Source organism: Paenibacillus athensensis, from assembly GCF_004514475.2.
GTDB lineage: Bacteria > Bacillota > Bacilli > Paenibacillales > NBRC-103111 > Paenibacillus_AL > Paenibacillus_AL athensensis.
In genome coordinates this window covers 52365-68329 of the sequence record NZ_MYFO02000015.1, presented here as the reverse complement: position 1 = coordinate 68329, position 15965 = coordinate 52365, and the positions used below count along the sequence as shown (strand labels likewise).

Genomic DNA, 15965 nt, shown 5'->3' with positions numbered 1-15965 from the left:
TTACCGTGAAACAAAAATGGTACGCAACAGCGCTCCAGACGCATCCCGTTCGACGGTCACTTTATACCGACCGTTCAGACGAATCCCGGTGGGGATGAAGCCGTATCGATCTATGGGCGGCGCGTAGCGAACACCGTCCACGACAATCTCCCCGTCTCCCGATTCCAGCCGGACAATGGATTGAACGACCTCTGCACCGGATACGGAGCCATCGCCCGCCAGCGGAGAAAGCGTCTGTCGCAGGCTACGATCCTGCGTTGCTCCTGATACATAGGCGGCAGCGTTCAACGCGGCTCCTGTTTGGAAAAGCAGCAGACCGCTCGTGGCGGCCGTCAGAAAGAGAAGCACGGACACGCTCATCTCGATCATCGTTCTTGGAGCATGATCCACCTTGATTCCTCCCTGGAAAGCCGGAGCGTCCGCGCGAATAGCTGTGTACGCTCGAACGCCCCGTTGATTTTTAGCCTCATACGACTTACTGCTGAATAAACACGATGCCGCGAATGACGTTGCTGCTGTCTTTAACGATTTGCGCTCGAAACTTGCCGTTCGGGTTTACATAGTTCACATTCGCTTCATCCATCGTCTGACTCAGTTGCCCTGGTGCAGCACCGAGCACGGAGCCGTAGGTGACGCTATCGAGCGGAACACCCGTATTGATGACTTTGCCGTACCATTGTCCAGCTCGATTTTTTCCCGTCACGATCTGAATGCCGAACTGGTCTTGATCGCTGAACTTGCGCAGTGCGTTGACAACCTGACTGCCCGACAGCGTCGTGTTGTCATACACCGTAAACGCCGTTTGCGAAAGCTCGGTTTGGAGGTTCGAGAAATTGCTTTGCGCCGCCTTGGTCGAATCCTGAGCGGAAATGAACAGCACGACCGCGAGTGTAATCAGCGCAATGGCGAGGAAAATGCCTGCTGCCATGACAAGTGCTTTTTGTGCATTGGACATGAGAAAATCGCTCCTTTGTATGAATACTGGTCATGCAAAAAAGACACCGCCCGTTCGGGAGTGCCGTGAGTGCTATCTGCTTGAACAACGTTTTTGAATAGCTTTGGGTTCTTACTGAATCCGCTGGAGCTGCTCATAATAAGCGGACATTTGGTTCAGGCTTGCAAGGACGAGCGGAATAACCAGATAGCCGAAAATAAGCGCCATCATCGGCGCAAAGCCAATCCATTTGCCCCAGCCCGCCTTTTGCTCGATCAACTGCTCATACTCCTGTTTGCGCTGCTCCTGCGCGTAAGCCTGCTCCGATTCCAAATCGTCGAATACTTCTCGGATGGGCAAGCTCTGCACAGCCTGCTCCAGCTTCTCTACGGTGCGGACGAACGGCAAAAACGGCGCGTCCTCTTTCAGTTGCGCGAGCGCCTGCTGGGCACCATGCTCGAAATGGAGCAAGCATGTCTGCAAGGGCTCCTTGAACACGCGGGCAAATTGCTCCATCCAAATCAGCAGCTGCTCAACCGACATTCGATCCATGTCCGCGAGCATGGCAATGATCGCATGAAGCTGATCGACCTCATGCTTCATCTCCATTTGCCGCATACGCCGCTGGAACCTGCGAATGCCAACAGGCAGCGCGTAGCCGCCCCAGCCTGCGAGCAATGCAAGAAGCACCTCCCACCATTTGACGTACTCGCCGTCCAGCATCGAAAGCTTGCTCAAAATACGCCGAGCCGTCATGCGAAGCTCGGCTTGCGTCGATGCAGGCAGCTCGCGGCGAAGCAGTGCGATCATGGTTTCTTCTGTTTGGGCGCTCACCCCCTTCACAGCATGGATGACCCGCCGATCCAGTGCCGCCGCTTCCAGCGCCTTTGCCTCCTCCGATGGAGAAAGCTGCCCAAACAGCGTCGTTGGCTTTACCGGAGCGTACAGGATTTGATGCCTGCTTGCCGCGTGCAGCGCCACAAACATGCCGATGGCCGCTGCGAATGCCAGCCCTCCCGCCACGATACGCTGCACAACAAGCCATTCCAGACGCAGCGGTGACGCGCTTTCCTTGAGTAGCTTAACCACGCGCTCAGCTTCACGGGAACCGGGAGCAGGACCGAGACGAAAGGCGAGCCAGCGCATCCATGCCCATTCGTACATGCGCTTCTCCCATCTTGTTCGGCTGGTCGGTTTCAGACCTGCGTCCAGCTCCTGAATGTTGCGAAGCAGCGCATAAGACAGCCAGACGACTGCCATCAGCCCAAGCTTGACGCACCAGCCTGTCGTGCTCGCATAAAAGGCATCCATCGCTGGGAAGTAGCGGCTTGCCCAGCCTTCAATCGGGCGCGTAAAGAGCAGCGGCAATAACGCGATTACCGTTAGCCCCTGCAACAGGAAGCCAAGCCTCTCTCGGCGGAGCAGCTCCAGATTCAATTCCGTCGCCAGCTTGCCAAGCGCCTTCAAGTACATCGAGCCGGTTGCGGTTCGCTTGTCGCCGTACTCCTTTACCAAATGCGACAATCCCGCCATGCCTTGCAGATAGCGGTTCGGCGCACCTTCAATATACTCCGCCAGCCGCTGCTCTGCGTCACTCGCCGTTAATACGTCGTACAGCTCCTGCCCATGAAGCGCCATCTCATAAGGCGCGCTGTCCGCCGCTTCGTAAATCGCTTCCTCGACCATGCCATGACGATGGTAATGGTGACGCACATCCGAGAGAAAAAGCCGCAGTTGCCGCAGCAGCCGCATATCCAGCCGATGCACGAAATGATCCGACAATATGCCATGCCCAACCCAAAAGCCGATGCCGATCATCCCGAGCGAGGCCGGGTCGCGCATGCCAATGGCAAGCGGCACAGCCGCAGCGAGCAACACACTCCAAATAAACAGCGCCGTCTTCATCGTCTCCAGCCGCAGCTTCCATTCGTCACCGAGCTGGAGAATCGTCATCCGCTTGCGGATATGCAGCAAGTAGGCACGCAAAAGCGGAACCCGCTGGCAAACGACGTACAACTGCTGCATGAAGCTATATAACGCTTGCTTCTTTTGGGCTTGGCCCGGCTTGCGCAACGCTTCGTATTGCCGAAACGCTATCGAATCCGCACCATGACGGGACAGCCATTGAAATGCCACCACCGCCGCAAGAAACAGCACGGTAACAACGCCGAGCAGGAGGGACAGCCACTCAAGCTTCATCGCCATCCCCCCAATGATAGGACATAAACGCCTCAAACGCCGCTTGGTCTGGCCCCGAAAGGCAAGCGGCAATGTCTTTGCGGCTGCGTTCAGATAGCGGATGGAGGGCTACGTATTGTCCATCGCGATACTCGACCACATTCCGCGCTTCATACAACGGGCGATCTGTCGTGCGTCGAAAATATTCCAGCGTCGTCTCCATGAACGCTGCTATTTTCGCTTCTGTTGTCTGTGCGTCGTGGAATGTAGCTGGATAAGCGGCTTCCAGCTCGACCGGCACACATTCGGTAATGCGTTCAATATAGCGATGCCCGTCTGCGTCCCGGCGCAAATGAATATCGAAGTTGACAACGCTGACCACCTGTTGCTCGGCGATGCGCTCGTTCGTAAACACCTTCGTTTTGAGCAACGAGTTGCGCAGCGAGAAGACGAGATCGCGGAACGTTTTGGCGTGATGGGTAAACAGCGTGAACAGCGAGGCGACCTGCGCCATCTGCACCATCCACGCTGCGACCGGGTCAGTCGCCACTTCGCCTAAAATATTGACCGAGCCATCCGTCTTTTTCTGAATATCCAGGCCATCCTGCCCGGAAATCGTTTCGGTTTCCCGCAGGCTCAAAATGTTGCGATCCCGGTAGATGTTCCGCAATTGAAGCTCGAAGCTCATTTCCTGCACTCGAATCGGCAGGTAGGCCGGAATGTAGCGCACCATCGCCATCAGCAATGTCGTCTTGCCGCTTCCCTGCGCGCCAGTAATGGCGGTAATTCGTTCGCCCATGACCAGATAACGAATAAGACCAATCGGAAGCTCGGCATTGTCATCCTGAATGAGCTGTTCCAGCGTCGCGCTCTGCACATCAAATTTTCGCACAAAAAAAGCCCACGACTCGCTGAATCTTGGGCGCAGCACGACGACGCGGGAGCCGTCTGCCATTTCATTCACCTTGAAGCCGTTGGCTTCGGACAACTGGCCGGGAAAATTATGCTTATAAATGTTCTGACAAACGCGCCGCAGCTCCTGCTCCGAGCCAAACGACAGAAAGCTCAGATGAATCGACTTTCCTTTGTAAAACAACCATACACTGTCGTGCGATTTAGGCGCATCGCGCAGTCGGGCGTCTTCATCGAAGCCTTCCCACATGGCAGGTGGAATGCCGGACACGCCGCCCGATACACCGTCAATTTTCATGTCGCGGATGTCGTCGATGACGCTGAACCCTTTGTATTGCTGATAAATGCGCTGCACGATAATTTGCGTTTTGTCTTCGGCCGACAGCTTCGGCGATTCCTGTTCATACATGTCGCGGATTTCCTCTGCGGTAATGCGGTACGATTCGCTTTGCTCGTCGTCCGGGCTGCGTTTGGCGCGGTCCAGCTCGTACTTGCGAATCAATTCATCCAGCGCTTTAGCACGATACTGCTTCTTATACACATGGAGCAAAATGTCGAACTGGTCTTGCGGCGTGAGCGATGGCGGGTCGTTAAACGGCAGCAGTCGATTCAAATGCTCGTCGCTCAGGACGTAGCGTTTGTCCAGCAAATCGGCAATAACCAGCTTCACATACGCCTTGTCCCGCAAATCGCCTGATGTGCAGCCGCGCAGCGCTTTTTTCAGTTCAGCCCGCTTATTTTTGCGGCGGCGGTATTCCTCCTCCGACAAGCCGAAGTCGATCAGGCTGCTGCTCGTCATCTCATGCAGGGCTTCTTTGATGAAGGCAGTCATCGCTTCAAGCGTGTACACCAGCTTTTCCTCCGACTTCTCCGGCAAGCGTCGGCTCATGCGCAAATAGAGCAGGGTGAGAGCGGCGATCAGGATGGCCGCGATCAGCAAGCCGTTGAGCAGAACGATCATCGGTCGTCCTCCTTCCCGCCAAACAGAGGGACGTTAAGCCCCGCAAGGCGAACCGTTGTCTGAGCGAGCGCCCGAACATGCTGCATAAACAGCGCGTTCTCGTGGCCCCGCTGCACGTTACGGTTACGAAACAGAAACCGAACAGCTTCACCCTCCTGTGTCGCATCAAGCCAGCCTGTGTTATGAGCAACGGGACAAGCAGGTTCTTTGCGCCGATACTGGCGCGTGATGTTTTTGACGGTCAACATCGACCTTGGATCGTATTGTCCGAATACGAGCAGAAGCTTGCGGCAGAGAAATAGCTCATCGTCCAACGATGAAAATGCTTGTTCCAGTTGCAGCCGATTTTGCGGTAAGTTTACGACCAGCACATCCGCCTGACGGATAAGCGCGTAGGCCCATGCCGACATGCTGCCGCTGCCAGCATCCAGCAGTACAAGATCGTAAGCACGTTTCGCCACATCCAGCAGAGGAGCAAGCCATTCCTGTGCGCCTGACGTAAACGACGCCTCCGATTTGTGTGTCCCCGGCAAAATGTCGAGCCGTTCGGCCAGTAGCGGCAACGTATAATCCCTGAGCTGCTTCGGCTCCAGCTTCCGGTTTTGGAGCAGTCGAAGCAGAGCGTCAATGCCCGCATCGGGGGGAGCCTCCGCTTGGCTTACCCATGCCCGCCTCGGATAAAAAGCACGTTCAACGGGAGCATAGTCCCTTTGCACATGCCCGAGCAGAAGCTGATGCGCGGAATACTCCAGCCCAAGCAGCGCAGCAGCGGCGATCAGGTTACTCGTCGTTCCTGCCTGCCCCGAAACGGGACTCCAAAATACTACGGTAGAACCCATTTCTTCATCTCCTTTCATATAAATTCGCGACGAAGCTCATTCCTGTATGGAAGTCATTTCGTCGCGATGCCAGCTTACGGCTTGCGCTTTCGCACTTGCGCCCACGCCCGCCGAGCCGATTTGATATCGCAATCGAACAGCTTGACGAGCATATCCTGAACGGTGCGGCGGTGCGCCCCGGACAGCCGCCGAATGTCGATACGGCCATGATGCTGGTTTTCCAGATCAACGGACATGTCCCGTTCGTCGAGCGGCAAACGAAAGACGGTTTCTTCCCAGCGCACCGCTTGCTGTGGCAGCAGCGCATCGACATAGCTCTCAGGAATCGACAGAGGCAACGTAGGCGTGAGCAGCTTGAAAAACGATAGCGGCGCACCTGCTGCTTCACGCAGGCCCAAGCGCTGCATCAGCTCCGCGCTTCTATACATGCTGAGTCGGTTCAAATTGCTGCACCATACCCGCTTGTGGTAGCTTGACAGTTCACGTCCATTGACCAGTTCAGCGTGATCTGTATCGAGAAGCATGACATCGTAAGCATCCTCGCTGCCAGCTTGAAGCAGGTTGTTATTCAATTGCATCTGAGTGATCAGTCCCGTCGCGATGTCGATGCCTTCAAACTCCCGCAGTGAAACACCCGCATTCAATTGCGGCAAATAGCCCCGTATCGTTTGGGCATGAGTCGAATCGACGATCAGCACCCGTTGTCCCAATGCGGTGAGCAGCTTGCCCAGCACGAGAAGCAAATGACTTTTATCCGGCGCTCCGAAAAAGACGACTTTTTTCATAACGGTCTCCTTCACTGATTAAAAATTTGCTCCAGCTTTTGCTTGTCGGCAGCCGATTCCGACGCTGCATCCTTTGCTGGCGTGGATGTGACTGCTCCACTGGTCGCTCCCTGTTCTGCCGTAGAAGGGGAGGGAGTAGGCTGAACAGCGGATGAATCCGCGGGGCTGCTGTTCGATTGTTGGCGATTGTTGGTCGCCGGACTACCGTCTTGCTGGGACGTTTTCTCCGTGTATGCGTTTGGGGGAGTCGTCGAATCGTAACTCGGCGTTGTCGGTGACGACGTATTGCCCGATTGTCCCGTTGCCGCCCCCGAATTGCCGGTCGATTGCGTTGCCGTCACTCCTTGCATACTATTGCCTTGTTGTGTCACAATTCGCTCATTTTGCAGTTGTTGTTGTACCGTTACATTGCCACTCGTTACGCGAAGCTTGTCCGATTCACTCATTGCCTTGAGATTGTCGTCGAGCGTCGTGCGCAGCTTGCGGGCAAGCTCGGTCGTTGCCTTTTCGAGCAGGTTCGGGTCATGTGCCATCAGATCAAGCACCTTCGGATTGGCAGGGTAGTTCACGAGCGCCGCTTCTTGCAAGCCAGGCTCAATGTAGGGCAGGGCGTACAGCCGAGCGCCTTGCAAATAAGCGTCGATAATCGCGCTCGACGCCTGCAAAATATCCGTCTCGTTCATTTCCAGCCAGATCGCTGTGCCGGACACATCGCGCACCTTCTTTTTCGCCAGCAGTACAAAATCCTCCCCAGTTGGGAAGTTGATGCGCACGTCAATGAACTGCCCCTTTAGCAAATTGGAGGGAAGCTGAATGACCTGGAATTCTTGCACGCGCCAATCCTTCGGGATGGGTGTGCTCTCGTACAGCAAAGACGGCATAAGCGGCGTACCGGGTTGAAGCTCAATTTTGGCGCTTTTGCCGATGATGGTTTCCCGGCTGGTCATCACTCCAGGGGGAACCAGACTCTCAGGCATGGTGACAGCCAAGAGGTCATCGGCTGTCACCGCGCCGCCAGCGGGAATCGTTCGTGCTACTGTCCAGACGTTGCGCTGTGACAGCTCCGCCGCCATATTCAACTGCTGAATTTGCTTTTCATACTGCTCCTTCATTTGCTCCTGTTTTTGCGCTTGCTCCGCTTGCCGGATCAACGCAAAAATAGCCGCCGCTACCAGCAAACCAACGCCGACAGCCATGACAGCGATCACTAGTGCCTTCCTGTGCCGATATGTCCACGACATCGTTCATTTCTCCTTTTTCGGGTAGTTGTTGTTACCTTGCTTGTTCGTTCCTTGGCCTCGCGTTGACTGGCCAGCTTCATGAGCGCTGCCATTACGCTTGTGCGGCTTCTCCGCCTCATCCTGCAAAGGCTCATCGCGGTCGAAGCCGGGACGAGTCTGCATTAACCGTTCATAGCGCCGTCGCTTGCCCTGCGTGAAATACATCTCGTATCGCCTCCCCAAATTTGGGCATAAAAAAAGCTCTCCAACGAAGGGAGAGTGCTTGGTGAACAGGAGCGCTTGTCGGATGACTACCGTTCCTGCTCTCGCTGCCGTTTTTTATACCAGCTTTCCAATAGCTGAATGATCAATTCTTCCTTTTGCTTTTCGGAATACTCCTTCGGAAAGAAGCGGTCGATCCGCTCACGCTGAATGGTGAGCTTTTCTTTCTGGTTCGGCTTCTCCTCCGTGAGAATCGAAAAGATGACATCCACATTCAGCCTTCCATCCTGACTCAGCTTTTTCATGCGCTGCGCCTGTGCCAATGAAGGGGTGCAATCCTCGGACTCCATCGTATCGTACAGGGCTTGCTGTTCTTCTTCGGTCAAGTAGGAAAGCTCGACGGCTGGATTGAAGGCGATTCGTTTATCGTCTACCATGTCGAGAATGGGGGGTGAGAGTTCGGTTAAGCGGATATAGCGGGAGATTTGATTCCTGCTTTCTCCAACTTGTTCGGCAAGAATTTCTCGGGATTCTCGATTGTCTAACTTCCGCCCAACTCGGGCGGAAGTTAAGTCAGTTCGCTGTCCTTGCCGCTTCATCGCTTCCAGCTTCATCTTATAGGCGAATGCTTTCTCGCTCGGAGATATATTTTCCCGTTGCAGGTTGCTATCCACCATGATGATCGTCGCTTGATCGTCGTCCAGCTCACGGACAATACAGGGCATCGTTTCAATGCCCGCCAGTTCACTTGCTTTCTTACGTCGATGTCCAGCGACCATCTCGTAGCCACCGTCCGGTTTGGGGCGCACTAAGCCAGGAACAAGAACTCCGTATTGCTTCACGCTGTCTGCCATTTCCAGCATCGCTTCATCGGCCTTCACCTTGAACGGATGGCCAGGAAAATCGCTGATTTCCGCCAAAGGCACCTCCAGCACCTTTTCCCGCTGGGCATCGGCGCGGCTCTCCTCCGTGGAGAACAAATCAGCGACTGTGGTCAGCTTGATGTGAGCGCGCATGTCGTCTTTCGCTGCCAATGCCCTGCACCTCCTTCGTCAATGCGGCATATGCTTTTGCTGCCTGACCACTAGGATCATGAACGTAGATGCTTCGTCCTTTGGCGCTCGTCTCCGCCGCGCGGATTGACAGCGGAATTTCCGTGCCAAATACGCGCAGCTTGTCGCCGTAATCGCGCCGAAGGACGAAGGAAATATCCTTGGCGAACCTCGTCCGAATATCTACCATCGTGAGCAGCACGCCATCTACGACGAGCTTCGGATTGATCTGCCGCCGCACTCTGGCAATCGTTTGGAGCAGTTGCGTCATTCCCTTGGCGGGCAAATAATGCGCCTGAACAGGAATGATGACGCTATCCGCCGACGCGAGCGCATTGATCGTCAGCATGCCCAAGCTCGGCATACAGTCGATCAGCACGTAATCGTAGTCAGCTTTCACCGCATCAATGTACGAGCGCAAAATCATTTCTCTGCTCATCGTGTTCACAAGCGATACTTCAACAGCCGACAGTTCAATATTACCGGGCATCAGGTCAATGCCTTCGTGATGATGCAGAATACCTTCCCGCGCATCATACGGTTCTTCCAGCATCGCTTTCGTCAGCATCGTGGCGAGCGATACCGACAAACTATCCGGCTCATGAAAACCGAGCGAATCCGTCAGGTTGCCTTGCGCATCCGCATCGATCAGCAAGACCTTCTTGCCTTGGCCAGCCAGCCCGATGCCCAAATTCACCGCCGTCGTCGTTTTGCCCACGCCGCCCTTTTGATTGGCGAGAGCGATCACCTTGGCCATCCCACACATCTCCTTTCACGCAAAAAAGCCGATTACGCTGAACTTGCAAGTTCAGATAATCGGCTTTCTTGAAAAGTATCTATATGAAAAGAAAACGCCTTCGGAATTAAAAGGCGTTCTCTTGGATATTCATAATATTTTAAGGTAATTCCTCTTTGTCTCATTGAATTAGTCAATATTTCGGTACGCGGAACCATTCGGTTATGAAGTAGAGCCACAGTGATAATTAATAGAGCCCCTGTTAATGAAGAAAGCCATCAGTTAATTGAAATGGCTCTCCATTTATCAATTCGATTATTGTATCAGTTAGCTTGATCAGCACAGATTGCCTACTCCGATAATGCAGATAGGTGCTTGGTTTCGTGTCATTGACAAATCAATTATTGGTTTTTATGCTTTTTAGCAAAATAATTATTATATTCCTTCTCGATGCTTTTATTATCGGGGAATGTTAACCTATCAATAATCAGTCTGCCTTCCCTTTGTTTTTCTTCTGACCAAATCTCATCCCATTCAGCTTGAGTTTCTAAAATGGTTCTGCCACCTAACACTTGCCGAATACCTTCATCTGCTTCCATCATGGCTGTTTTGCTTTGTATTATCCCAGGCTGGAAACAGTTGATACTATCTGTCACCCGATGTAAAGCAATTTCCGTACGGTCTTCTCTAAATAATGTGTAAGGATACTTGGCTTCGAATGTATCATTAAACTTATCTACAGCGGATGAAATGCTGGGCTTATTCCATAAGAAAAGTAAAAACATTGCTGAACCAAATCTTATAGTGAATACGTGCTCTGCTCTACGAATCTTCATTAAATCCTTTTTAATCGGAATCTTACGTTTCATTGAAAAAGCTACCCCATTTTGCAAAATTCGGGGTGAATGATAAACGTATAACGGCTTAAATGAACTAATTGGGCTAAGTAGCAACGCCTTATCTTCACCAAATGCAGTCATATCGACATGCAAACCTCCAAATATCGATACCGGAGGTGTTTTCTCTTGAATGTTATGTAATATATAGTCAAGTTCATCACGAAACCAGTCAAAATTTAGGCCGGAGGAACGAGCGACATTATATGCAATTTTTAGTAACCACCGCTGTAGCAAATGGTAATCGTAATGCATTATTACCGTAGGGTCACCTACAAACTTTGAAGAAAAATATTTGCTTATCATATTTTTTCCATAGCTATCTAAAGGGCTCAATAGGTTATTATTACAATCCTGACAGACGTCTTTTATTGTGAGTCCATCGTTGTCTTTATAGCGTAGATTCTTATAAGTTGTTGTGTTATATGTCACATCCTGAGAAGGATACATGTCTAACAGACCGGATGGTATGACATGTTCTCTTGTAAGAGCCACTTTATCCTCTAAACAATACATACATTTTTTCAAAGAAATTCGATCCTCCCCATTATCAATTAAAGGGTTCGCATAGAAATCAATCTGCTCGTTTGCTAATCCACAATGGCCCTAATATTTGACCATTCTCCTTGCAACACCGAAACGCGCGATGGAAGCGCGTTTCGGAACATTGCTCTAATTAGTAGAGCATCCCACACTAAGAAAGAAACTGGTCACCTTCCAGTAAAATTGTGAACCTCAATCTAGCGAATTCAACATATCTACCCACCCGACATCCAAATCCAAGTCCAAAACGACAGAAACCTCATGTGTCGTATGCGGAAACATATCCACCGGCTGCACCTCCACCGTCCGATACCCGCCGTCCTCCAATACCCGCAAATCCCTTGCCAGCGTGGAAGGATTACACGACACATATACAACCCGCTGAGGCTTTAGCTCCAAAATAGTATCCAGCAGCACCGCATCGCAGCCTTTGCGCGGCGGGTCGACAACGATGACGTCGGGGACGATGCCTTGGTGTTGCCAGGCTGGCAGGACATTCTCAGCCGGGCCGGCTTCGAAATGCACGTTGGTGATGCCGTTCAACTCGGCATTGTGACGGGCGTCGGCGATGGCTTCTTCGACGATTTCTACACCGTAGACTTTACCGGCTTTTTGGGCCAGGAAAAGGGAGATGGTGCCGATGCCGCAGTAGGCGTCGACGACGGTTTCGCCGCCGGTCAGGCCGGCGTATTCCAGAGCTTTGCCGTACAGCACTTCGGTTTGGACCGGGTTAACCTGAAAAAAGGAACGCGCCGAGATGGCAAAACGGATCTCGCCGATATAATCGTAAATGACGTCGCGGCCCCAGAGGACGCGCGTTTCGTCGCCTAAGATGACGTTGGTCGAGCGGGTGTTGATGTTGTGGCAGATGCTCTGCACGCCGGGAACGGCGGCGCGGATGCGCTCGATCCACTCGCGCTCGCGCGGGATGGCGTCGCCGTTGGTGACGAGGACGACCATGATTTCGCCGGTGCAAAAGCCCACTTTGACGACTACGTGCCGCAGCAGGCCGGTGTGGGTGTCTTCGCGGTAGGCGGTGATGCCAAGGTCACGGCCGATGGTTTTGACGGCGGCGACGATCGCGTCGTTGGCCTCATGCTGGATGAGGCAGGCGTCCATGTCGACGATGGTGTGGCTGCCTTGGGCGTAGAAGCCGCCGACCAAGCCGCCTTGCTCAGCGCCGATGGGCACCTGCGCTTTGTTGCGGTAACGCCACGGCTCGCTCATGCCGAGCGTGGCGTGCACCAGGACGCCGCTGTCGGCGGCGTCGAGCTCAGTCCGGTGCGCGGCGGCGGCACCGGCGGAAACGCGGCCGCCTGACGCAGCAACGGCGGCGGCTAAACCAGCCTCGCCCGGCGCAGCGGCGCGGCCGATCCCGTCAGCAGCTCCGTCGGCTGCTGACCCGTCCCCGGCGGCGGCAACGCCCGCCGCCGCCCCGCGCACCTGCAGCTTGCCAATCCGCTGCAGGTTGTCGATGACCTGCTGCCGTTTGGCCCTCAGCTGCGCGTCGTAGCTGAGGTGCTGCAGCTGGCAGCCGCCGCAGGCCGCGTAGATGCCGCAAGGCGGCTCCACGCGGTCGGGACTCGCTTCGAGCACGCGGAGCAGACGGGCGAAGCCGTACTGCTTTTTGAGATGCTCGACTTGCACGAGCGCCCGCTCGCCCGGCAGCGCGCCCGCAACAAAAAGGGTAAAGCCGTTGACGCGGCCTACCCCATGCCCTTCATGGCTGAGTCCGACGATCTCAGCTTCGTATTGCTGGTGGCGACGTACCGGCAGCGCCGCTTCCCAAGCGGGCGCGCGCCCGCCGGATGCAGGCGTTGGCGTCGCGTTGTCCCTGCGGCCGCGATGCAGCGAGCCGTTGCCCGCTTTTCGCTCAAAGGCCGGCCCGCCCGCCCGCCGCGGCTCGTCACCCCGGCGTTCACGCCGAGCTTGGGGAGTGCGTCCCGCGTCACTTGTTCTGGCCGTCGCCTGCTCCGCCTGCTCGCGAGCAGCGGATGTGCCTGCTCCCACTCTAGCTCCACGCGAGACGCGTCCCGCATCCCTCGCGCCTCCAGACGACTTTCCCCTAGGTGCGCGTTCCGATGGCGCAGCATCCGCTCTAATTCTGCCCTCGCGGGCCGGGGCCGCTCCCCCGCGCTCCGCATCCCTCGCAACCGACTTCCCCGCACGCGCTCCCTGCCCGCCTGCCGCGCGGCCCGGCTGGCGGTCGGCCTCGCGGCCGCCGTTTCTTTTTTTCCCGTCCATAGCAACCTCGTTTTCTTTCATCTCTATAATGTTGGCTCGCGTATAGCCAGCCCTTATCCCCGCGGCTCGTCCGCGCCTTCGTTGTGATCGTCATCGGCGCCGTTTTTCATCTGGAAAGGGGTGGTCAAGGTGTCGAGCAGTGTTTTTTTGTAAATGCTTTGGCCGGACTCGTCGACAAAAATGTTCAGGTGGCTTTTGAGATTCGTCACAACGCACGGCAGGGTGCCGCCGAATTCGCCGTCCAGGTTGAGCTGGACGTAGTCCGGCGAGTTGACCTCCAGATGCCGCGTCTGAAAATAGACGACGTTCGGATCGTTCATATGCTCGCCGCGCAGGGCGAGGCTGACGACGCGGATAAATTCCGCGAGGTTGCAGCGCTTGAGCAGCCAGACGTCGAACAAGCCGTCGTTGAGGCTGGCGTCGGGGGACAGCTTTTCGAAGCCGCCTACGGAATTGCTGTTGCCGATCAGGAACATCATGACTTCGCCGTGGAATTCCAGCTCCTCAGATTTGACGTACAGCTCGGTCGGACGCAAGCGCGGCAGCTTTTCCAGCCCCTTCATATAATAGGCCAACTGGCCCAGCATCGTTTTGAGCTTGCTCGGCACCTCATAGGTCAGCTCGGTCATCGAACCGCCGCCGGCGATGTTGATGAAGTAGCGCTGGTTGATTTTACCGACGTCGATGTCGCGGGTGTACTGGCGAACGATCAGGTCGCAGGCCTGCTCCCAGTTCTTGGGAATGCTCAGGGCACGGGCAAAATCATTCGTCGTCCCGACAGGAATGATGCCAAGCGGCGGGCGGACGCTTTTCTCCGCCATGCCGTTAACGACCTCGCAGAGCGTGCCGTCACCGCCGGCCGCAATAATCACATCAAAGCCGCGCTCGATGGCATCGGCTGCGGCCAGCGTAGCGTCGCCCTCGCCGGTTGTTGCATGCGCCGACGTCTCCAGACCGCCGCGCTCCAGCCGCTGGAGAATTTCCGGCAGCCGTTTCCTCATTTCTTCCCGTCCCGAGGTCGGGTTATAGATTAATCTTGCTCGTTTGACCTTGGCCATCGCTCACCATCACCCGTTCTATTTGCGTCTCGATCCATGTGGAAATCCCTGGGCTCGGCAGCAGCGCCCGCCCGTTATATCTATAAGTAAACCCTTCCAGCCGGGAGGGAATCACCTTGCGCGTAAAATACCCTTCACTTAAAAAAAGCGGAGCGATCAGCACGTCGCAATCCGGCCGCCGCGTCTGCCACCACGTCATTTTGCGCCTGACCTGATCGGGCAGCAGCATCGCCACGTCCGCTTCGGCGAACCCGCCGCGCGCCTTGAGCCGCGCCGCCAGCTGTTCCAGACCGCGCCGCCATGTCAGATGAAAGCCCTTCTCGACGCTGCCGTGCCCGATCAGCAGCACGATCTCGCGCTCCGGCCGCCGGGATTCATCCTTGAGCTTGTCATACACAATCTCGGCAATCACCGGATCGTCGTCGATCGGCGACGCGAACAGCAGATTGGCCCGCCGCGCAAACGGCTGCAAATCAGTCTCCAGCAGCGGCTGCTCCTTGACGCCCAGCGCATAGCTGATCTCGTCGATGTGCGTGCTGCCCGATGAGACGAACAGCGGTACAGCAATGATGTCGGTGACGCCCTGCGCCTCCAGATTCCAGATGCCGTCCTGAATCAGCCGGCCCTCGACCAGCTCCAGATAGGAGGCAACAATCGGCATGTCCGGCGGCAGCTTCACGCCCGCCACAGCCTCATCCACCAGCCGCACCCAGTCCGCGTCGCGCGACCCGTGGCCGATGACCAGCACTCCGAATTTTCTCATCAAAATGTCTCACCCGCTCCGCAGCAAACTCCTGTATTGTCTATGCTATCGAATGTAAACCGTCATGTCAATCGAACAACTGGTGACGCCCCGAGGGGGTGAAAAAAAGCCGGTACGCCGGCCTTTTTTGCTGCTCAAATATGCAAAAACCCCGCTCTGCCCAAGCGCGGCAAAGCAGGATTTTGTCGTCATCGGATCGCGGTTTCGTTCCGCTTAGCGGCCCAAACGGTCCAGCGTCAGCACGTAGCCGTCGTTCCCGTAGTTCAGGCAGCGCTTGACGCGCGAAATCGTCGCCGTGCTGGCTCCGGTTTCCGCTTCAATTTGATTATAGGTGCAGCCCTTGCGCAGCATCCGCGCGACTTCCAGCCGCTGGGACAAGGATTGGATTTCATTGACCGTACACAGATCGTCGAAAAAGACGTAGCATTCCTCCAGATCCTTGAGTGTCAAAATCGCCTCAAAAAGCTGGTCAATCGCTTTATCATTCAATTTTTTCAGCTGCATCGATATCAACTCCCGGCAGAACGTCTTGGTAGCTTAGGTTTTTAAGCTCTGCAGTACTCCTTCGACACAAGGCTTCGCAAATCCTTCCTTTAAGTTTGCGAAACGTTAAAATTTTTAT

The 15965-nt window shown here is 55.1% G+C and carries 15 protein-coding genes; all 15 read right to left on the bottom strand.

Features of this window, described 5'->3' with window-relative positions:
* Complete coding sequence (locus tag B5M42_RS21265; protein ID WP_134753638.1) at positions 1–390, bottom strand: hypothetical protein; 390 nt, start codon at positions 388–390, stop codon at positions 1–3.
* Between the two features lie 85 nt (positions 391–475).
* The gene (locus B5M42_RS21260; protein WP_134753636.1) at positions 476–955 is read right to left on the bottom strand and encodes an ABC transporter permease; all 480 of its coding nucleotides are present in this window, start codon (positions 953–955) and stop codon (positions 476–478) included.
* A gap of 111 nt (positions 956–1066) precedes the next feature.
* Positions 1067–3133, bottom strand: a complete 2067-nt coding sequence (locus B5M42_RS21255) for a hypothetical protein (RefSeq protein ID WP_134753634.1) — start codon at positions 3131–3133, stop codon at positions 1067–1069.
* On the bottom strand, positions 3123–4985 hold the full coding sequence (locus B5M42_RS21250) for an ATPase, T2SS/T4P/T4SS family (RefSeq protein ID WP_134753632.1): 1863 nt from the start codon (positions 4983–4985) through the stop codon (positions 3123–3125). Before B5M42_RS21250 ends, B5M42_RS21255 begins: the two co-directional genes overlap by 11 nt.
* Positions 4982–5824, bottom strand: a complete 843-nt coding sequence (locus B5M42_RS21245) for a MinD/ParA family ATP-binding protein (protein ID WP_134753630.1) — start codon at positions 5822–5824, stop codon at positions 4982–4984. Before B5M42_RS21245 ends, B5M42_RS21250 begins: the two co-directional genes overlap by 4 nt.
* Positions 5825–5898: 74 nt before the next feature.
* Positions 5899–6609: a hypothetical protein gene (locus tag B5M42_RS21240; RefSeq protein WP_134753628.1), complete on the bottom strand. Its 711-nt coding sequence runs from the start codon at positions 6607–6609 to the stop codon at positions 5899–5901.
* Positions 6610–6620: 11 nt separating this feature from the next.
* Entirely contained in the window at positions 6621–7850 is a 1230-nt protein-coding gene (locus B5M42_RS21235; protein ID WP_134753626.1) for an SAF domain-containing protein, read from the bottom strand.
* A 3-nt stretch (positions 7851–7853) separates the two neighbouring features.
* Complete coding sequence (locus tag B5M42_RS21230) at positions 7854–8054, bottom strand: hypothetical protein (protein ID WP_134753624.1); 201 nt, start codon at positions 8052–8054, stop codon at positions 7854–7856.
* Positions 8055–8140: 86 nt separating this feature from the next.
* Positions 8141–9085 carry a ParB/RepB/Spo0J family partition protein gene (locus B5M42_RS21225; RefSeq protein ID WP_456238743.1) on the bottom strand — a complete coding sequence of 315 codons (945 nt, stop codon included), beginning with the start codon at positions 9083–9085 and terminating at the stop codon, positions 8141–8143.
* Entirely contained in the window at positions 9033–9860 is an 828-nt protein-coding gene (locus B5M42_RS21220; protein WP_134753622.1) for a ParA family protein, read from the bottom strand. The genes B5M42_RS21225 and B5M42_RS21220 overlap by 53 nt, the downstream gene beginning before the upstream one ends.
* 380 nt (positions 9861–10240) lie before the next feature.
* Positions 10241–11263: a hypothetical protein gene (locus tag B5M42_RS21215; protein ID WP_134753620.1), complete on the bottom strand. Its 1023-nt coding sequence runs from the start codon at positions 11261–11263 to the stop codon at positions 10241–10243.
* A gap of 207 nt (positions 11264–11470) precedes the next feature.
* Complete coding sequence (gene rlmD / locus B5M42_RS21210; protein WP_230633128.1) at positions 11471–13054, bottom strand: 23S rRNA (uracil(1939)-C(5))-methyltransferase RlmD; 1584 nt, start codon at positions 13052–13054, stop codon at positions 11471–11473.
* Positions 13055–13575: 521 nt separating this feature from the next.
* The gene (locus B5M42_RS21205; protein ID WP_134753614.1) at positions 13576–14580 is read right to left on the bottom strand and encodes a diacylglycerol kinase; all 1005 of its coding nucleotides are present in this window, start codon (positions 14578–14580) and stop codon (positions 13576–13578) included.
* Positions 14546–15343, bottom strand: a complete 798-nt coding sequence (locus tag B5M42_RS21200) for a sirohydrochlorin chelatase (RefSeq protein ID WP_134753612.1) — start codon at positions 15341–15343, stop codon at positions 14546–14548. Before B5M42_RS21200 ends, B5M42_RS21205 begins: the two co-directional genes overlap by 35 nt.
* 213 nt (positions 15344–15556) lie before the next feature.
* A complete protein-coding gene (locus tag B5M42_RS21195; RefSeq protein ID WP_134753610.1) occupies positions 15557–15847 on the bottom strand; it encodes a YerC/YecD family TrpR-related protein in 291 nt (96 codons plus the stop codon).
* Between the last annotated feature and the right edge of the window lie 118 nt (positions 15848–15965).